We start from the raw sequence: 21,447 nt of genomic DNA, 5'->3' as shown, positions 1-21,447 counted from the left end.
TGGCGTGTAGTTTGTAGCCAGACATTTATAGCCAGACATTTATAGCCAGAAAGATGGAGGCGATGGCCTCCATCAATAAAATGGAAACCCGCCCTGAATCAGGGCGGATTAGTGACTCTAAAGAGGCAAACTATGCAGCATCTTCTTGACAGTCTGAATCGCGACGAGGCGGATAAAATGGCGCTTGATGCTTTATACCCAGATAAGCAGGAATGGCAAGCGCTGCTCAACCAGTTTATCTCCCATGTTGATGAAAAAGAACTGCTCGAACTGGAAACGACCCTTGCAGGTGACACTGTAACTTATTGCCATAGCGAGTTAAACAAGCCGGTATGTGAACTGACGGAACTTGAGAAAACGTTCTCTTCGGTCAATATTCCGGAATTTCCGGTTAAAACCGGAACCTATGTCCAATATTTGCGCGAAGATATTCTCAATCACGTTATACCCGTATCATCACCCGCCTTTGTTGGTCACATGACGTCGGCACTCCCCACCCATTTGCCTGCGCTCGGCAAGATATTGACTGCGTTGAATCAAAATCTGGTCAAGCTGGAAACATCACATGTTTTAACGGCGCTGGAACGTCAAGTGCTAGGCATGATGCACAAATTAATCTATAACCGTGACGACGATTTCTATCAGCAATGGCTGCACAACGGCGATCATGCACTGGCGACCTTTTGCTCTGGCGGGACATTGGCGAATTTGACGGCTATGTGGGCATGTCGGAACCAACTGATGCCTGCGAAGGGTGATTTTGCGGGTATTGCTCGTGAAGGGCTGGCCAGAGGGCTGATTCATTATGGCTACAGTGGCTTAGCGATTCTGGTATCGGAACTGGGTCATTATTCGTTGAAAAAAACCGTGGATGTGCTCGGTTTAGGGCAGGATGCACTGGTAAAAGTCGATACTGACAAAGACGGACGGATTTGCATTGATGCCTTGCGTGCTCAATTGCAGAACCTGCACCAACGCAATATCAAGCCGATGGCGATTGTCGGGATTGCCGGCACGACTGAAACCGGTGCCATCGATCCGCTGAACGTGCTGGCAGATATCGCTGAGCAAGAACAGTGTCATTTCCATGTTGATGCCGCTTGGGGAGGCGCTAGTTTGCTGTCAGAGCGTTATCGACATCTATTCAAAGGCATTGAGCGAGCTGACACAGTAACAATCGATGCCCACAAACAAATGTATGTACCAATGGGATCTGGCATGGTGCTGTTTCGCCAACCCGCTCTGGCTGACGCCATTGCCCAACATGCTAACTATATTGTGCGCAAGGGATCGAAAGATCTGGGGCGTCATACACTGGAAGGCTCACGCAGCGCGATGTCGCTCATGTTACACAGTAATTTTCATCTGCTTGGCCGTCGGGGATTGGGCCACCTGATCGATGCCGGCATCGATAAAGCAAAGCAATTTGCTGATCTCATCCGTCAACAGGAAGATTTCGAGTTAATCAGCGAACCCCAGCTTTGCCTGCTGACCTACCGATACGTGCCTCGCGCAGTATTACAGAAACTACGCGAAGAGGCTGAACCTGTGAGGCAAAAACTGAATGAGGCGCTCAATGCACTTAACCAGAATATCCAAACCATGCAATGGGCAGCGGGCAAAACCTTTGTCTCGCGCACTTGTCTCCATCCGGTGCAATGGTCTCGGCAGCCCACCATCGTTTTTCGCGTTGTTCTGGCGAACCCTCTGACGACGCCGGAAATACTGGAGAACATGCTGGAAGAACAGCGCCGGTTGGCACAACAAAGCCCATATTGGCAGGTATTGCAGGATTTATGCCCGATAGATTTAAAGAGGCAGCACAACAACAAATGTGCTAACTCCCTGTAACATAGAATTAGCGATGTTTATAAATAAACCCGCCCCTTGCTTAGGCACAGGGGGCGGGTTAGACAATAAAATTACAGTCTGAAAGACTTTCTCTGGAATTACGCCAAAAACAACAATGTCATAATAATCCACAGTGCAGGTTTGTACTGTAATATAGGCTTCCTGCCCTATCGAGAGCTGACAGCGGTTTTTGCTAATTTTCCCGCGTAGTTAAGCATCACCCTTACCGCCCCGATTAATTTCTTTAAATTTCTGGACCCTGTATTTAATAGCTTGTTCTGTTGGCAAACGCTCCATCGAACTCGCGCCATAGAATCCGTGACAATCCGGGCAATGAGCCAGAATATAGGCGGCATCTTCCGGTTCCGAAATGGGGCCACCGTGACACAAAATAATAATATCGTCCCGGATAGCTTTAGCTGCCAAAGCACAAGCGTTAATGATTGGTATACAAGATTTCAGATCATGCGATGTATCAGCGCCAATATCGCCGCCGGTGGTCAACCCCATATGGACGACGATGATATCAGCACCTGCCTGCGTCATCGCCTCAGCCTCTTTGACATTGAAGACATAAGGAGTGGTAAGCAACCCTTTTTCATGTGCCAGACGGATCAACTCCACTTCTAGCGCATATCCCATGCCTGTTTCTTCCAGATTTTGTCTGAAATTCCCATCAATAAGCCCTACTGTTGGGAAGTTCTGAATACCCGCAAAACCCTGTGCCTTCAATTCGTCCAGAAAAAGCGGTAAATTGCAGAATGGGTCTGTACCACAAACCCCTGCCAATACAGGTGCTTCCTTCATTATCGGCAATACTTCATTACCCATTTCTTTAACGATTTCGTTTGCATTACCGTATGGCATTAATCCGGCCAATGATCCCCTACCCGCCATTCTGAAACGTCCGGAATTGTAGACGATAATGAGATCTGCCCCTCCGGCTTCTTCGCAACGAGCCGAGAGGCCAGTACCCGCACCCGCGCCAATAATAGGTTCGTTACGTTCGACTTTTTGCTTTAGAGTTTTAATAATCTGATTATAATTTTTCTTCATAAGAAATTCCCTGGTGTTGCACAATTTCTTTGAATTGTTGAATTAAAAGAGAACAAAATTGTGGTGAATTTATGTGAAAAGGTGTTTTTATAACTTTTCGCCATTCAGTCTGTTTTATTGTTTTTTCTAGCCCATCACAGAAGGCTTGCGTAGCTTCAGGTAAGTAAAAAGATTGTTCAGGGCAATCGAGTGAAGAGAATCCGCCTTCTGGAATAATGAATCGAACAGGCCCATTACATTTATTAAGTTTATTACCTATCCAGATACCAAGCTGATAGTTTTCTTCAGGTGTAGTTCGCATCAATGTCACCTGAGAATTATGCTCGACAAACTGTCTATTGCTGTAGCGGTCCGGGATCGTATCCTTCGAACCAAAATTAACCATATCCAAAGCACCGGCACTGCCGATCCACGGGATACTTTTTTCTGCAATGACGTCTAAACGTGTATTGGGGCAACCTAAAACACCACCAAATAACAGATCGGCAATTTCTGTTAAGGTAATATCCAGAACACACGCCAATTCACCGTCATGAGCTAATTTCTCCATGCTTGTTCCGCCATTACCGGTAGCATGGAAAACCAAGCAATCGTATTGAGTATTTAATTCAGCAGTAAGTTGATTAACACACGGAGTGGTAACGCCGAACATCGTCAACCCTAAAGCAGGTCTATCCGACCTCTCCAATGGAGTAACATAATTGATAGAGCCGGCCATCATGTTTGCAACATTGGACAATACTGAACGAGAAACACTGTTGAGTCCGTTGAGATCGGTTACTGTATAAAGCATCGCAATATCACTAGCCCCAACGTAAGCAGAGACATTCCCTGAAGCCATAGTTGATGCCATTATTTTAGGCAGACCAATCGATAAGCTTTGCATAGCAGGCGTGATCAGGGCTGTGCCGCCTGAGCCTCCAATACCAATAACGCCAGCTATATTGTCGATTGAACTATTCAGGAAATTTGTAAACGCGACAGACATCTCTGTTATCGCTTTACCCCGTACTCCACAAAAAACGGCACCCGCTCCAGCCGGATGATATTCTGCAACCTGAAGTGAGTTAATATCTATTTTTTCATTCTGCCTGCCTTCCACCGGAGTTGATGTAGATACATCAATAATGACTGAATCAACTTCTGCAAGGCGTAAACAAGATTTCAACCAGACCAGCTCGTCCAGTTTTGTGTCTGCTGTTCCAACGATATACACAAGCCGTGTCATATTGCTAACTCCATGTGACATAACTATTCAAAAACGAAATGTAAAACTATTCTAACGTTTTACATCATGCAAGATATTTTTTATCATTTGAGATATTTTTTATCATAAATGATATCTAGTTAAAAAATTTAAGGTGTTTAAATGCTTTTATTTGATGAAGAAAACCTATCACCAGTCCGACGTCGTACCCTGAAACGTATGACTGATTCTGCTCTGAAGTTATATGGTGAGAAAAAATTTCCCTCTCCTGAGGAGATTACCAATGAAGCTGAATATGCAAAGGTCACGTTACGAAAATACTTTACAACCCATAGTGAGTTTGTGGAATATGTTGTAAAACAAGTGATTGGATCATTTTCCACGCCTCCTGTGGGAAATGATGCTGAGGAAAACATTGAAAGATTATTAAGGTGGGGTTACGGAAAAATAGAAACCAATGAGGCACTGATGAGAGATGCTTTGCGTATTTCTCAGTTACGTTGGCAAGAATCTTTATCCAGTGAAGAAAACAACGAACAATGTGTATTCTTGAAAAAAAGCAACCGTAGAGAGACAATTTCTGCCGCGTTGGAACCCCTCAAAGACCAGCTTAAAGAAGATACAATACATAAAATTATTATGCTGATTTCAGTTTTATACGGAACAGAGGCCATGGTTGTTCTAAAAGATACTTTCGGTTTAGAAAATGAAGAAATAATCAATTTAACCAGTTGGGCAGCAAAGTTGATCATTCAACAAGCTATTAGTGAGGATTGAAAGTAATTTTTAATATGAACTTGTCTTAATCATGACTTGATCTGACGCATCTACTTAATAAAAAACATAGCCGCATTTTTCTACTGCATAATCAGGCAACCAGGACCGTCTAAAGAAGGGTATCAAGTACTCTTATAAAGCAAAAATATAAAGCAAAAATCCCCTTCATAGTGAAGTGTCCCCTATAGTTGGATAACCAACATTAAGGGGCACTTCACGGAGCACAGCCGTGTTTGAATTCAATATGTAAATTTGAATAATTTATTTATCGTACCAGTTGCAGTAAAAACGTTTAGTTTCACCTGTTTTTTTCAGTATAGTACTTAATTTTTGTGCATCAGTACCACTATATGTGACCATCGCTCCAGAAGCGTATGGCTCCGACCAATCTTCACCACGACCAAGATTATAAGTTATATCATCGACCGTCACATAAAGTACTTTTTTTATAAAGAATTTAAGGACTTCAAGAAGATACTTTTCATCCTTACGAAGTTGAACACCCCAATAAAAAAGCAAATAATCAGGAGCACCTTTAAATTCACTCCAATAAAAGAAAATAGTTTTATCAAAAACTATATTGTTCTTAATTACAATTAAAAAACCGAAAGCCCGGCTTTTTTCCCAATTGGCTACATCATCACTAAGGTAACCCCATCGAGTTTCGACATCATCTTTATTCAATCCCAGAGTTACACCATTATCTAGCGCAGTCCCTAAGGTAACATCAATAACTAACATAGAATTGTCTATGTCAATTTTTGGTTCATTAATTTCAGACATAAATACCTCACTTTTTATTTATTAATAGCTCAAGGTTATTTCATCCTACTACTAAACCGCCATGAAATTTTACTTAATTATAACTACCACTTAAATTAAACAGACCCACATAGCAACAAACATAATTTGACATCAGATTCATTTACATTGTTATCTCTTACTTCTTATAATACTCAACATATTCTGCATTTGTAAAAATAGTAAGTGTTTTCTGTTTTAATTCTATTTATCTCTTTGGATATTGACAAAATTTTTATAGTCCTTACAGGTGGAATATCAATATCAACCTTACAGCCAGAAAGAATAAACACTAATTTACCATTGCAGATATAAAAAACCCGTACACGGGGCGGGCCATCTTATATTGTATTTTAATCGTCACTATCATCCGATGGCAGGGTGAGATCACGAACGTTATTTAATCAACATTAACCCATTTGACCCGCGAATTAAGTTGTGATCTTATACTCCTTTTTTCGGAAATATCTCAATGATTATCGATGTTTTTTCTCAATATTTCGGTGAGTTACAAAACCCTCGCCAGTCTGCCAAAATCAGTTATCCCTTGTTTGACGTGCTTTTCCTGACGATGTGTGCAGTTATCGCGGGGGCTGAAGGATGGGAAGATATTGAAGATTTTGGAGAAACCCATCTCGACTGGCTGCAAAAGAAAAAGCTGTTCCCGATGGGGTTACCTGTTCACGATACGATAGCGCGTATCATTTCTCGCCTTGATCCCACCCAGTTTCAACATTGCTTCATTTGCTGGGCTCAGGCTGTGCTTGAACGAATTAAGTCTGGGGTCAGTATAAGTGCTATTGCTCGGGAGTTCAGTACGACAAGACAGACTATTCTCAGGGTTAAAGTAGCGAACCTGGATCTTTCTGTTTAAAAAATAGGCTTAACGTGAGATATTTTCCGTTTTCCAAGCGGACCCCTTCTTGAACGTACCAACGAAGGCCGACAATTTGCTAAAGAGTCAGGCGTAAAATTTGGCAGGAAACCACATAAAATCACGGCTCAGGCCAAGTCTATGATCACACAAGATGCATCAATGAAAGAAGTTATATAAAAGACAGGAATATCCAGAGTGACCTATTTTAGGCTGAAAAAAATGGTTTGATTTTGTACAGTGAACTTTTCGAGGGAATTAGTCCCCAGATAACAAATTTTATTTATATGTAACCTAGAATGAACAACCCCGCCGCAAGCGGCGAGGAATATAACCATCAGAGATTTAATATATTTGTTGATAACTATTATTTTTTATTATAGATCTTATATATTTTATAATTGATTTTTGAAATACATATCTTTATATATAGTTAATAATTTTTGATAGTTCCTAATTAATAGGTGTTGTAAGTATTAATCTTTTAGTAAAATTTCTATATTTAATAACAAAAAATCCTAGATTTATTTGCTTTCGTTGAAATAGTAATTAAACAGTAGTGATTTCATTTTTTATTTTTAATAGAATTACTAACAATATAAGAGATAATATTATGGTCCAAACACCTAAAGTCCAACAAAACTTAGCTATTGATTTTCAAGGTACTGATGTTTTTCAAGGATCAAATCTTTTTATAATGGCCACTTATACTGGAGGCACTGATCATAAAGTGGCTGAAACTAATAATATTATACTTAAAGCTGATTCACAAAATACAAATGTAGAAATAACTAAGTATCAGGATAATAAAAGACAACCAATTATTGATGTTAATAAAAATAAGATGGTAGAATATTTTCTCATTAAAGTAAAAAATACTCTTAATGCCCCTAACATTGTATTAACTCTTACAACTGATATTACTGGTTCTATCAGTAAACCTCTTACATATACACAACATCAATATGCGAAACAAGATATAAATCTAAAGTCTTTAATTCCTATAGTTATAGGTAGTACTGTTGTTGAAGATTTTTCTCCAGTAGCTGATGGAACTGACCCTGATAAAGATACTCATCAAAATTTAAATGTATCAATATATCCAAGACTTAAGACTGATGTTCCTATAAAAAATTGTCAGATTCCATTGCACATAGAAGGTATAAAGTATACTCGTTTGTATAATGGAGATACAGAAATTTTTCCTTTCAATAATAATATGTATTATGTTAACACTGATAATAATGGAGATATTAATCTTAGATTTTTTGCAAAAAAAATAACAGATGGTTATATAACAAAAGTAGTTATTTCTAATATTATGGATGATATTACGAGTTCATTACAAAAAAATGCATTATTTATTACAAAAAGTATTAGTCCATCTGATGATCTGGAAGCGCCTATAGTTATAAGTATCGATGGAGATGAAGTTCCTCCTGCAGGATCTAATAAAAATCCCACTTTTGATGCCAGGATACCTAGATCTACAATACTTAATGAAAGTGATTTCATATATGTTATGAGCGATGTAGATAACAAAACATCCATGTTATGTACATCTGATAGATATGGCGATAGAAACATTCAAAATAAACCCTTCAAAATCCCTTATAAGATTTTTACTCCATTTCAATATAACTCTTTATACTACTATCTCATTACGGTTAGAGGAGATGTTTCTAGATCAAAAAATCTAGCTTTTAGAGTAGGTGGAGATTCAAATAGTTATCTGCCACCAAAAGGAAACTTGGAATTACCTGCAATTGTAGATTATTCAGGAGATCCAGTTGACGAATTTTTTGTTTTTGGTGTAACTTCTCTTGGAACAGGAATAACTTGTATTATTCCTGTTGGTGGTAAAAAAGAAGCAAAAGTTGGAGATACTATTGACTGTGTTGTGGAGATAATTACTTATGATCCAGATACGGGAAATCCAATTCCTAAAATTACGAAAACAGCGTCAGTACCTGTAACTAGTGTATCTCATCCTATTAGAATTCCTATTGGATCTAGTCTTTTGACAGGTTTTGGTGTGGATGATGAAGGTAATCCAACATCCTTATATATTTATTATACTGTTAACCAAGAAAAATATTCACAGAATTGGCAAGGATTTCTCGATACAGTTCCATTAGATTCTGATTAATTTTTAATTTATATTTTCATAATCTCTGTTTAGCTCTTTAAACAGGGATTATATAACTAAGTATATTTTAAATCTAACAAGGATATAACTAATGACTAATCCTCTTAAAAAATCCATTAGCCCGCGCTCACAGGATCTATAAGGATGGGCAAAATACATGTCTGCCTCCAGCGCCTTTGCGATTTTTTTATGCTCCCGAAATTCGCCGCCATTATCAAAAGTTATGGTAAAACATTGGTTTTTGTAATCATCCAGCAGAGCGATGATCGCATCGCTTACCACCTCAGCCTCCTTTGACGGCACTTTCTTTATCAGATACATGCGGCTACAGCGCTCCGCAAGCGTCACTATAGCTCCCGTTCCCTGTTTACCCAGTACCAAATCGGCTTCCCAATCACCTAAACGGCTGCGTTCTTCCACTCGCGCCGGCCTGTGTTCTATGGAAACCGCATCCGGGATCGGCGAGCGATTCTGACTATTCCCCTTCCGATAACGCCGTTTAGCTTGCCGAAGACACGTCCAGAGCTTTCCGCCTTGCCTTTTGTTTTCATAGGGATACTGATAAATCCAGGCGTGACTGACAAAGAGGCCATACGTCTTGCCAACCTGACTAATTTGTTCTGAATTCCAGTGTGCCCTCAACCCCATTTCAACATAGATTAGGTACCCGTATCAATATGGCGCTTGGCGGCAGCCCGACAGCGTTCTTCTGTCAGACATTGTGCTGAGCTTGTCAGATATCCGTCAACAACACGATTACACCGGATTTCACGGTAAACCGTGGAACGATGGACGCCGATGAGCTGGGCTATTTCACTGATCGTGTATTTTTTCTCTGACAAAAAGATTGTAATTTGGTATCTTTTACTTTCAGTTAGCTGCTGGTATTTCATGCTTTACACTCGTCTTGCCGGACAGGAAGAAGCAGTTTATCAGTAGCAAACTTCCCGCCAAAATCTCTTTACGAGTGTCGCACTTATTATATGAATTCAGGAAATAGCGCCGGATGATTATAGTCGATATAAGAAACGATATAAATAACACGGACTATTAAACAAAAAATAATATAGACTCAAATCCTAATAACACTCTATATTGCAGTCCAAATAATAACTTACAGGAGAAAATAAGGAAAATTAATAACCAAGATTTAACATTACAAACAAAATAAATGATACAGAATAGTTATCTCAAGAATGAAACGGTTTGCTCACTAAATTAAACAACCTTTAACTATTTTTATAAGGGAGAATGCTGCAAGGTTGCAATGTTAGTCATGTTAATACAACGGTAGGTCCTTCTTGGCGCTAAAATAAATTCAATTAAATCTGTTAAAAAATTGTGGCTTACTTGTTTGTATTATGATTCAACTATAACTTGCGAACGGAATGCATTCATATAATTTTTTATGATAAAATCTGAATATTTAGTAAATTCGAATTTTTATAACCTTCATCCTGCTCAAGAAGATGTGTTTTATGAACAAACACTCCATCAAGGCAGCTCCCTGCACAATATAGGCTGGTATACCCTGATGGAGGGAGAGGTTGATATCGCTATTTTGCAACAGGCATGGGATTTATTATATCAGCATATTGATGCACTACGATTGCATATTTCGATTGATTCGGGTCATAAGGCTATACAATATATTAAAAATAAAAGTGATGCCGGATTGATCACACTTCAGGATTTTTCAATGCAATCTGAACCTGAAGAGAAAGCAAATCGTTGGATACAACAACAAGTCGATACTCCAATCAATTTTCCGGATGAAAATCTATATCAAGCTTCATTGATCTTCATTACCGACAATAAATATTATTTTTTCACTAAATTCCATCATATTATAGTTGATGGATTAAGCTTATTCCGTCTGCATCAATATATTCATCAGTTATACTCGTGCCTTAAAAAGGGGACATCAACAGTCTGGTTATCCGAAATTCCGCAATATTTAGATTCTGCAACCAAAGCAAGAGAGTATTTAAATTCGTCTAATTACGAAGAAGATAATAACTATTGGTGTAATTTTTTAAAAAACAATGAACCTCACCAATTAACACCTTACTATCAGAGTTCAGAGCATAATACCAAAACGATAATATTACCGCTTTCGGTCAAAAAATCCTTATATGGTTTCTGTGAAAAAAACAAAAGTCATCTTAGCTCTGTTTTTTCGAGCCTTGTCGGGATTATGATGTCAGCCCTGACAGGGCAACAAGAGTTAACCTTTAATACCGTTACACACGGAAGAAAGACAAAATCAGAGAAATATACCATCGGAATGCAGGCAAATGTGTATCCGGTACATTGCCGGATTTCTGACAAGATAAGTGTGATAGAGCAAATTAAACAGATAGAATCAGCAATAAAAAGCAGTTACCAACATTGTTCATTCCCTCAATCTCATCTTGCCCGAATAGCCAATAATCAAGGTTTTTTTTTACCCGACATCCTTATAGCTTATGAAAAATTTTCAGATCCTGATTCTGAAATTATTCATGCTCATCATTATCATATACATCCGACAATAAATACTCATCCTGTTACTTTCCGATTAAAGGATTACGGATATGATCAGGAATTAAAAATAACGATTAATTATTTACAGACGTATTTTAGTAATTCAGATGTCAATAATATGCTTGAGCGACTTGAGTGTTTATTTATTGCCCTGATTGATAAACCTTTATCTTTCGTCAATGAACTCCCTATTTTATCAGAACAAGAGCGTCAGACACTGCTGTATGGCCGGAATCCAACCGACTCACGCCATTCACAAAATCACTTTTTGCCACATGAAACTTTGCAGCAACAGTTCGAAACACAGGCGGCAATTACACCAGATAACGTGGCGTTGGTATTTGAGGGAGAAACGCTCACCTACCACCAGCTCAATGAACGGGCGAACCAGCTAGCTTGTGTTATCCGCAAACATTGCCAGCAACAAAATAATGCACCAATGCAAGCAGGTACATTCGTCGCTCTCTATCTTGACCGCAGTCTGGAAATAGTTATCAGTATTCTGGCGGTGCTGAAAGCCGGCGGCGCTTATGTGCCCATTTCACCGGAATATCCAGCCGAACGGGTACAGTTTATTTTGGAAGATACCTGCTCTCCTTGTGTGGTCACTCAGCAGCAGCATTTGATGGCACTGCAAGAGTATACGCAATCATTGGTTGCCCGACCCACATTGATCGCTGCGGATGATGGTTTATTAACGGAAAGCCAGCCTGTAGAAAATCCTGCCCAGATAAACATCCCCACCGATCTTGCTTATGTCATCTATACATCAGGAACAACCGGACAGCCGAAAGGTGTGTTGCAGACTCATCATAATGTTTCACGTTTATTTACTACCACCCAAAGACATTATCAGTTTGATCAGAAGGATACGTGGGTTCTCTACCATACCTATACCTTTGATTTCAGTGTATGGGAACTATGGGGTGCATTACTTTATGGCGGGCGGCTGATTATTCCAACCGTCGAATGCACGAAAGACTTTGTCAGATTCAGTCAGCTCTGTTCGCATCAGAAAGTCACGGTTCTGAACCAAACCCCGGGGGCATTTTATGCCTTTATTAATGCCTCATTGAATATGGATGCTGAATTTCCTTATCTCCGCTATGTGATTTTCGGCGGGGATAAACTCAATCCTGTGCAACTGAAACCTTGGTGGGACAATTATGGCGATCAGTCACCCAGCTTAATCAATATGTATGGGATAACTGAAACCTCTGTCCATGTTACCTATAATCAATTGGCAAAAGACGATCCCACAACGACATCCGTTATTGGCCGACCGTTAGACGACCTGCATGCCTATGTATTGAACAACTCCGGCCATCTTGTACCTATCGGGGCACCGGGTGAACTGTATATCGGTGGTGCCGGACTGGCGCAGGGTTATTTAAACCGACCTGAACTGACCGCAGAACGTTTTGTGGAAAACCCCTTTGCCACCGCAGAAGATAAAGAAAAAGGCCATATCCGCCTGTACAAAACCGGTGATTTGGTGCGCTGGCTACCAGACGGTAATCTGGAATATCTGGGACGCAATGATTTTCAGGTCAAAATCCGTGGTTACCGCATTGAGTTGGGAGAAATTGAAAACGTTCTGGCGTCTCATCCACAAGTAAAACAAGCCGTCGTGATTGACCACGAACATAAAGGGAACAACGTTCTGGCAGCCTATCTGGTAACAGAGTCCACCGATGGCGAACTGTCCGACGAAATATTGATAAGGTATTTATCCGCCCATCTGCCGGAATATATGATACCCGCCAGTTTTACCTCTATTGAATCTATCCCCTTGACACTGAATGGCAAACTCGACCGCCGCGCGCTGCCAGAGCCAGTGTGGGGAAACCAAGACGGTTACATCGCGCCGCGTAATGCTCTGGAAACCGGGCTTTGCGCTATCTGGCAGGATGTTCTGGGACTGGCGCGTATCGGCGTTGACGATAACTTCTTCCGTATCGGGGGTAACTCCCTGATGGCTATGCAGCTTATCGCCGCCATTCGCCGTATATTGGAACGAGAAATTTCACTGGCTCAGGTGTTTGAACTAAAAACCATTGCCAGACTGGCTGCCCATATGGGTGAGCAGATACATACCGTTATTCCCCGTCTTGAGTTGGAATGTTATCCCTTGTCATTTGCCCAAGAGCGAATGCTGTTTATCGAACGTTTTGAACAGGGTGCCAACATCTACCATATTCCCTGTTTGGTACAACTCAATGACAGTATCAATCTGCCATTATTGGAAGATGCCATTAATCGGGTGATTGATCGTCATCCCGTGATGAAAACGGTATATCGCACTCACGACGATGGTCATGAGTATCAACATGTGTTGAATGATCGCCTTACGTTCAGGACACAGCCTTGTCATAACACTGATGTGCTGATGGAAACAGTACACTCTGAACTGCTCACGCCGTTTGATCTGACAACCGAACCAGGTTTGCGCCTGTATCACTATCACGTGATAAATCAGCACTATGTATTGTTCCTGTGGCACCATATCGCCATTGATGGCTGGTCTATTGATATTTTTATGGATGAATTGTCAGAGATCTATCAAGCCCTGTCAGCAGGCCGTGACAGCCGGCTGCCACCGCTGGATATCACTTATGGCGACTATGCCGCATGGCAGCGGGATTATTTACAGGGTGAAATCCGGGAGCGCCAGCTTGCCTATTGGCAGAAAACCCTGACGGGTTATGAACACCTGTCCCTACCTGCCGATCGTCCCCGGCCGATCCATGTTGATTATCAAGGCCGTGACTTTAACTTTACCTTGGGAAGTACACTATCAAACCAGTTAAGGGAACTGGCAAAAGCACAGGAAACCACCCTGTATACCGTGCTGCTCAGTGCTTTTTATGTCACGCTGGCCAAATTGTCCGCACAGGACGACATCGTACTCGGCACGCCGACAGATAACCGCCATCATGCCCAAACCCAGCCCCTGATTGGGATGTTCGTTAACTCACTGGTCTTGAGAGCACAACTCCAGCAGACTGCCAGTGTGGAAACCCTGATTAGACAAATCCACTCAGTCAGTCTTGAAGCCCAAAAGCATCAGGATATTCCGTTTGAGCAATTGGTGGATGCCCTGAAAGTTGAGCGTGATACTTCTCGTCACCCTATTTTTCAGGTGATGTTCGGGTTACAGAACTTCGGAGAAAACCCGCCTGACAGCCGCCTGCCATTCAGTCCGGTTCAGCCTGATACCCTTCTGTACAGTCCGGCCAAGTTTGACCTGAGCCTCTTTATTTCTGATAGGCAAGACAACCTGACTGGCAGCCTCAATTACGCTATCAGCCTGTTTGACGAAGCCACCATCACACGGCTGACCGGTATCTATCAACAAGTGCTGGTAGCATTCGTAACAGACCAGAAACAGGCGCTTTCTGAACTGGACCCCCTATCCGCACAGGAACGCTATACCCTGCTGGACACATGGAACCAAACCGATGCACCTTTCCCGCAGGATAAAACCCTGCAACAACTGTTTGAAGCTCAGGTAGAAAAGACACCGGATAACGCGGCACTGGTATTTGAGGGGGAAACGCTCACCTATCATCAACTCAACGAACGCGTAAACCAATTGGCTTGTGTTATCCGTGAACATTGTCAGCAACGGCCTGATGCACCAATGCAAGCTGATACGCCAATTGCCCTTTATCTTGATCGCAGTCTGGAAATGGTCATCAGTATTCTGGCAGTACTGAAAGCCGGCGGGGCTTATGTGCCCATCTTGCCGGAATATCCACCAGAGCGAGTCAATTTTATTCTGCAAGACATTCAGGCGCTATGTGTCATTTCTCAACAGCGGCACCTGACGACATTGGCATCATACACCCAAGCATTTGCTGAACTCCCCACACTGATAGCAGCAGATGATCAGACAATCACCGCAAGCCAGCCGGTGGAAAATCCGGCGCAGATTAATAAGCCGACCGATCTGGCTTATATCATTTACACCTCCGGAACCACGGGCCAGCCAAAAGGCGTCATGACTGAGCACCGAAATGTCATGCATATGGCTGCGGCACAGGCAAAATTCTTTAATGCGCCAGAGAGAAATAAGGCATTGATGTTTGCCAATTATGTCTTTGATGGTTCTGTTTTCGAATTATTCCCCAGCTTATTTAATGGACTGACGATTTACCTGTGCAGTGAAGAAGAGCGCCGAGTTCCTGCGCTTGTGGAACTCATTCAGCGAGAAAGCATTCAAATTGCCGCATTACCACCCGCTATCCTGAAATTACTGACTGATACTGAATTTCCCTCCTTACAGGTATTGGTGACAGCGGGAGAGTCCCCTGCTTTAGATTTTCTGGAGCATTTTAGCCATAACAGCCAGATATTGAATTCTTATGGCCCGACAGAAGTGACTGTCTGTGCGACCGAAAAGCTGTATCAACGCGGGGATATTGCAACAAATATTGGTCAGGCTATTAGTAACGCCCGCCTCTACGTTCTTGATAGTTATGGCAACCTGTCGCCGATCGGTACACCGGGAGAACTGTATATCGGTGGTGCCGGATTGGCGCGGGGGTATTTAAACCGGCCTGAACTGACTGCGGAGCGTTTTATCGAAAATCCTTTTGCCAATGCAGAAGACAAAGCCAGAGGTTATACCCGTCTGTATAAAACCGGTGATTTGGTGCGCTGGTTGCCAAACGGTGAACTGGAGTATCTGGGACGCAATGATTTTCAGGTCAAAATCCGTGGTTACCGCATTGAGTTGGGGGAAATTGAAAACGTTCTGGCATCTCATTCGCAGGTGAAACAGGCCGTGGTGATTGCCCGTGAACACAAAAGCCATGATGTACTGGCGGCCTATCTGGTAACCGAGGACACAGACAGCGAACTGTCCGATGAAACCCTGATTAAACATCTTTCCGCCCGTTTACCGGAATACATGATCCCCGCCAGCTTTACCTGCATAGCCTCCATCCCCTTAACGCTGAACGGTAAGCTGGATCGCCGCGCCCTGCCGGAGCCAATCTGGGAAAACCAAGACCATTACACCCCGCCCCGCAATGAAATGGAAACCCGGCTTTGTGCCATCTGGCAGGATGTCTTGGGGCTGGAACGTGTTGGCATTGACGATAGTTTTTTCCGGATCGGAGGCAATTCCCTGATCGCCATCAAGCTGACGGCCGCCATTCGCCAGACTCTGGCAACGGAGGTCACACTGGCGCAGTTGTTCGAACTGAAAACCATCGCGGGTCTGATGACCCATATAAATAGAGAACAATCAGGACAACAAGCCTGTACGGTCATTCCTCCTCTGACGACAGAGCATTATCCCCTGTCGTTTGCCCAAGAGCGGATGTTATTTATTGAGCAGTTTGAACAGGGCACCGATGCCTACCATATCCCTTATCTGGTTCAGTTGGATAACGACGCCTGCCTGCCCTTGTTAGAGATCGCCATTAATCAATTGGCTGAACGCCATACTGTGATGAAAATGGTGTACCTCCATCACGATGACGGGCAAATCCACCCGCAGCGGCGGGACAAGCATCTGGTTATCCAGCCGGCGCAACCCTGTGAAGATATTGATATGCTTCTGAACACAGTCCGCGCTGAAATAGCCACCCCGTTTGATCTGACCACCGAACCCAGCCTGCGCCTGCGTCACTATCGGGAAAATAATAAACATTACTTGTTAATGTTGTGGCATCACATCGCCTTTGATGGCTGGTCAGCAGATATTTTTATGGATGAACTGGCGGCGATTTACCAAGCCCTGTCAGCAGGCCGTGACAGCCAACTGTCACCGCTGGATATCTCCTATGGCGACTATGCCGCATGGCAACGGGACTATTTACAGGGTGATATCGGTGAACGCCAGCTTGCCTACTGGCAACAGACGCTGGCGGATTACCAACCGCTGGCCCTACCGACTGATCGCCCCCGACCAAACCATGTTGATTATCAAGGCCGTGATTTCAATTTTACGTTGGAAAATACATTGTCAGACCAGTTAAGGACACTGGCAAAATCGCAGGAAACCACCCTGTATACCGTGTTGCTCAGTGCTTTTTATGTCACGCTGGCCAAATTATCCGGACAGGATGACATTGTACTGGGCACGCCGACGGACAATCGTCATCATGCCCAAACCCAGTCCCTGATTGGCATGTTTGTCAACTCGCTGGCACTGAGAACGCAGCTTCAACAAACCGCCAGTGTGGAAACCCTGATTGGACAGATCCATCAGTTGATTACGGGTGCCAAAGACCATCAGGACATGCCGTTTGAGCAACTGGTTGAAGCACTGGGAATCGAACGTGATACCTCCCGTCATCCGATTTTTCAGGTGATGTTCACCTTACACCATTTTGATGAAAATCAGTTTGATGAAAATCAGTTTGATGAAAACCAGCCAAACAGACTCAATTTGCCATTCAGTCCGGTTGTGTCGGCCGAATCGCTATATAGCCCGGCCAAATTTGATCTGAACCTGATTTTGTCCGGCGGTCAGACCAACATCACCGGTTGCCTGAATTATGCCGTCAGCCTGTTTAACGAAGCCACCATCGTGAGGCTGGCTGATATTTACCAACGGGTGCTGGCCGCCTTCGTAGCAGATCAGCAACAAGCGCTTTATGAACTCGATATTCTTTCCACACAGGAGCGCCACACTCTGTTGCACACGTGGAACCCGATTAACCTTGCCCCATATTCCCAAGACCAGACCCTGCAACAACGATTCGAGACTCAAGTTGCTGCTACACCAGATAACGTGGCACTGGTGTTTGAGGGGGAAACACTGACCTACCGCGCACTTAACGAACGGGCAAATCAGTTGGCTTTAGTGCTCCGTGAAAGCTATCAACAACAGCACCATAAACCGATACCAGTCAATACACTCATCGCCCTGTATCTCGACCGCAGTCTGGAAATGGTCATCAGTATTCTGGCGGTACTGAAAGCCGGCGGGGCCTATGTGCCCATTTCACCGGAGTATCCTTCGGAACGTATCAATTTTATTCTGCAAGATACCCAAACCCCGTGCGTATTGACCCAGCAGCGGTATTTGCCTGTACTGGCAGAATACGCCCAGTCACTGCCTGACCGCCTTGTCCTGATGGCAGTTGATGATCAGACCGTGACCAGCGTCCGGCCCGGAGAGAATACGGTACCAATCAGTGGCGCTGATGATCTGGTGTACATCATCTACACCTCGGGCACGACCGGAAATCCCAAAGGCGTCTTGCAGACCCACCATAATGTGATGCGGTTATTTACTGCCACCCAAGAGCTATATCAATTCAATCATCATGATACTTGGGTGTTGTACCACGCTTATACCTTTGATTTCAGCGTGTGGGAGCTGTGGGGCGCATTACTCTATGGTGGATGCTTAGTCATTCCTACTATTGAATGTACAAAAGATTTCGTTCAGTTCAGCCAGCTATGTTCAGACCAGAAAGTGACTGTACTGAACCAAACCCCGGGGGCATTTTATGCCTTTATTGATACCGCATTGAATACTAACGCGGTATATCCCTGCCTTCGTCTGGTCATTTTTGGCGGCGATAAACTGAATCAGGTTCAGTTACATCCGTGGTGGAACAAGTATGGGGATCACTCTCCCGTTTTGGTCAATATGTATGGGATCACCGAAACCACTGTCCATGTTACCTATAAAAAATTAATCAAAGACGACACAACTGTAGCCTCCAACATTGGCCGGCCGTTAAACGATCTCTCCGCTTATGTGTTGGACAGTTTCGGTCATCTTGTCCCGATTGGTGCCCCCGGGGAGTTGTATGTCGGTGGGGCCGGATTGGCTCCGGGTTATTTAAACCGGCCTGAACTGACTGCGGTGCGTTTTATCGAAAATCCTTTTGCCAACGCAGAAGACAAAGCCAGAGGTTATACCCGTCTGTATAAAACCGGGGATTTGGTGCGCTGGTTGCCAAACGGTGAACTGGAGTATCTGGGACGCAATGATTTTCAGGTTAAGATCCGTGGTTACCGCATTGAGTTGGGAGAGATCGAAAACGCTCTGGCGTCTCATCCGCAGGTGAAACAGGCCGTGGTGATTGCCCGTGAGCGCAAAAATCATCATGTATTGGTGGCCTATCTGGTAACAGAGGACACAGACAGCGAACTGTCCGATGAAACCCTGATTAAGCACCTTTCCGCCCGTTTGCCGGAATACATGATACCCGCCAGCTTTACCCGCATGGCCTCCATCCCCTTAACGCTGAACGGTAAACTGGATCTACGTGCCCTGCCGGAGCCGGTATGGGAAAACCAAGACCATTACATCGCGCCCCGCGATGAACTGGAAACCCGGCTTTGTGCCATCTGGCAGAATGTCTTGGGGCTGGAACGTGTTGGCATTAATGATAATTTCTTCCGGATTGGGGGTAACTCCCTGATCGCCATCAAGCTGACGGCCGCCATTCTCCAGACTCTGGCAACGGAGATTACACTGGCGCAATTGTTTGAAGCGAAAACCATCGCGGGTCTGGTGATCCATATAAATAGAGAACAATCAGGACAACAAGCCTGTACGGTCATTCCTCCTCTGACGACAGAGCACCATCCCCTGTCGTTTGCCCAAGAACGGATGTTATTTATCGAACAATTTGAACAGGGCACCGACGCCTACCATATCCCTTATCTGGTTCAGTTGGATAACGACGCCTGTCTGCCCTTGTTAGAAACCGCCATTAACCAATTGGCTGAGCGCCATACTGTCATACAGATGGTGTACCTCCATCACGATGACGGGCAAATCCACCCGCAACGGCTGGACAGACGTCTGGTCATTCAGCCGGCACAGTCCTGTGAAGATATTGATATGCTTCTGAACACAGTGCGCGCTGAAATAACCACTCCATTTGATCTGACCGCCGAACCCAGCCTGCGCCTGTGCCACTATCAGATCAATGATCAACAAGCCAACGATAAGCATTACTTGTTAATGCTGTGGCATCACATCGCCTTTGATGGCTGGTCAGCAGATATTTTTATGGATGAACTGGCGGCGATTTACCATGCCCTGTCAGCAGGCCGTGACAGCCAACTGCCACCGCTGGATATCTCCTATGGCGACTATGCTGCTTGGCAGCGGAATTATTTACAGGGTGATATCGGGGAACGCCAGCTTGCCTATTGGCAACAGATGCTGGCGGATTACCAACCTCTGGTCTTGCCAACGGATCATCCCCGACCTACTCAGATAAATTATCAAGGCCGTGACTTCAATTTTACGTTGGAAAGGGCATTATCAAGCCAGTTAAAGGAACTGGCAAAATCGCAGGAAACCACCCTGTATACCGTGTTGCTCAGTGCTTTTTATGTCACGCTGGCAAAACTGTCCGGACAAAATGATATCGTATTGGGAACACCTACCGATAACCGCCACCATGCCCAAACCCAGCCCCTGATTGGCATGTTTGTTAACTCACTGGCACTGAGAACACAGCTTCAACAAACTGCCAGTGTGGAAACCCTGATTAGGCAGATCCATCAGTTGATTGTAAGCGCCAAAGACCATCAGGACATGCCGTTTGAGCAACTGGTTGAGGCACTGGGAATCGAACGTGATACCTCCCGTCATCCGATTTTTCAGGTGATGTTCACCTTACACCATTTTGATGAAAATCAGTTTGATGAAAACCAACCGGATAAGCTCAATTTGCCATTCAGTCCGGTGACACTGGAGGGATCTTTATACAGTCCCGCCAAGTTTGACCTGAGTCTGTTTCTGTCCGATGGACAAACCGACATTACGGGTTGCCTGAATTACGCCATCAGCCTGTTTGATGAAGCCACCATCGTGAGACTGGCGGGCATCTATCAACGGGTATTATCCGCCTTCGTGGCAAACCAGCAACAATCGCTGTCCGGGCTTGATATCCTGTCTGCACAGGATCGCCATCTGTTGCATCGCTGGAACCAGACCGATGCGCCTTATCCGCAGGACAAAACCCTGCAACACCTGTTTGAAACTCAGGCAACCCAACGCCCCGACGCCATCGCCGTTATATTTGCAGACCAAAGGATGAGCTATGGCGAACTCAACCGCCGTGCCAACCGTCTGGCTCATCATCTGATTACGCTGGGTGTGCGACCGGATGATCGGGTCGCCATTTGCCTCGAACGCAGCCCGGACATGGTGGTAGGGATACTCGCTATCCTCAAGGCGGGCGGGGCTTACGTACCGCTCGATCCGAGCTATCC

Annotated in this window: 8 protein-coding genes and 1 pseudogene; 5 read left to right on the top strand and 4 right to left on the bottom strand. The window is 43.9% G+C overall.

Features of this window, described 5'->3' with window-relative positions; all coding sequences use genetic code 11:
* Positions 1 to 132: 132 nt before the first annotated feature.
* Positions 133 to 1,851, top strand: coding sequence for a pyridoxal-dependent aspartate 1-decarboxylase PanP (gene panP, locus FE394_RS02860; RefSeq protein ID WP_319924899.1), 1,719 nt, complete (start codon positions 133 to 135; stop codon positions 1,849 to 1,851).
* A 210-nt stretch (positions 1,852 to 2,061) separates the two neighbouring features.
* Here panP and FE394_RS02855 read toward each other — a convergent pair whose 3' ends face one another.
* On the bottom strand, positions 2,062 to 2,907 hold the full coding sequence (locus tag FE394_RS02855; RefSeq protein WP_319924898.1) for a phosphoenolpyruvate hydrolase family protein: 846 nt from the start codon (positions 2,905 to 2,907) through the stop codon (positions 2,062 to 2,064).
* Positions 2,891 to 4,135 carry a Tm-1-like ATP-binding domain-containing protein gene (locus FE394_RS02850; protein WP_319924897.1) on the bottom strand — a complete coding sequence of 415 codons (1,245 nt, stop codon included), beginning with the start codon at positions 4,133 to 4,135 and terminating at the stop codon, positions 2,891 to 2,893. The genes FE394_RS02855 and FE394_RS02850 overlap by 17 nt, the downstream gene beginning before the upstream one ends.
* 141 nt (positions 4,136 to 4,276) lie before the next feature.
* Here FE394_RS02850 and FE394_RS02845 point away from each other — a divergent pair, with 141 nt between their 5' ends.
* The gene (locus tag FE394_RS02845; RefSeq protein WP_319924896.1) at positions 4,277 to 4,891 is read left to right on the top strand and encodes a TetR/AcrR family transcriptional regulator; all 615 of its coding nucleotides are present in this window, start codon (positions 4,277 to 4,279) and stop codon (positions 4,889 to 4,891) included.
* 261 nt (positions 4,892 to 5,152) lie between these two features.
* Here the strand turns inward: FE394_RS02845 and FE394_RS02840 are convergent, their stop codons facing one another.
* Positions 5,153 to 5,674 (bottom strand): DUF7823 domain-containing protein, encoded by a 522-nt coding sequence (locus tag FE394_RS02840; protein WP_319924895.1) that lies wholly within the window; start codon positions 5,672 to 5,674, stop codon positions 5,153 to 5,155.
* A gap of 490 nt (positions 5,675 to 6,164) precedes the next feature.
* On the opposite strand from FE394_RS02840, the gene FE394_RS02835 reads away from it, so the two are divergent.
* Positions 6,165 to 6,566, top strand: coding sequence for an ISAs1 family transposase (locus tag FE394_RS02835; protein WP_319924894.1), 402 nt, complete (start codon positions 6,165 to 6,167; stop codon positions 6,564 to 6,566).
* Positions 6,567 to 7,179: 613 nt separating this feature from the next.
* Positions 7,180 to 8,715, top strand: a complete 1,536-nt coding sequence (locus FE394_RS02830) for a hypothetical protein (RefSeq protein ID WP_319924893.1) — start codon at positions 7,180 to 7,182, stop codon at positions 8,713 to 8,715.
* An 81-nt stretch (positions 8,716 to 8,796) separates the two neighbouring features.
* Here FE394_RS02830 and FE394_RS02825 read toward each other — a convergent pair.
* A pseudogene (locus tag FE394_RS02825) lies at positions 8,797 to 9,608 on the bottom strand (IS30 family transposase); the annotation flags it as partial.
* A 515-nt stretch (positions 9,609 to 10,123) separates the two neighbouring features.
* Here FE394_RS02825 and FE394_RS02820 point away from each other — a divergent pair.
* On the top strand, positions 10,124 to 21,447 hold an 11,324-nt coding region (locus FE394_RS02820), incomplete at its 3' end, for a non-ribosomal peptide synthetase (protein ID WP_474068148.1).

Source organism: Xenorhabdus littoralis (genome assembly GCF_033949345.1).
GTDB classification, from domain to species: Bacteria; Pseudomonadota; Gammaproteobacteria; order Enterobacterales; family Enterobacteriaceae; genus Xenorhabdus; species Xenorhabdus littoralis.
Note: the sequence above shows the minus strand (reverse complement) of the source record. Positions and strands in the feature narration are given on the sequence as shown.

Excerpts from the sequence above, each read along its gene's own strand:
- panP (WP_319924899.1), top strand. The coding sequence starts at position 133 with ATGCAGCATCTTCTTGACAGTCTGAATCGCGACGAGGCGGATAAAATG.
- FE394_RS02855 (WP_319924898.1), bottom strand. The coding sequence starts at position 2,907 with ATGAAGAAAAATTATAATCAGATTATTAAAACTCTAAAGCAAAAAGTC.
- FE394_RS02850 (WP_319924897.1), bottom strand. The coding sequence starts at position 4,135 with ATGACACGGCTTGTGTATATCGTTGGAACAGCAGACACAAAACTGGAC.
- FE394_RS02845 (WP_319924896.1), top strand. The coding sequence starts at position 4,277 with ATGCTTTTATTTGATGAAGAAAACCTATCACCAGTCCGACGTCGTACC.
- FE394_RS02840 (WP_319924895.1), bottom strand. The coding sequence starts at position 5,674 with ATGTCTGAAATTAATGAACCAAAAATTGACATAGACAATTCTATGTTA.
- FE394_RS02835 (WP_319924894.1), top strand. The coding sequence starts at position 6,165 with ATGATTATCGATGTTTTTTCTCAATATTTCGGTGAGTTACAAAACCCT.
- FE394_RS02830 (WP_319924893.1), top strand. The coding sequence starts at position 7,180 with ATGGTCCAAACACCTAAAGTCCAACAAAACTTAGCTATTGATTTTCAA.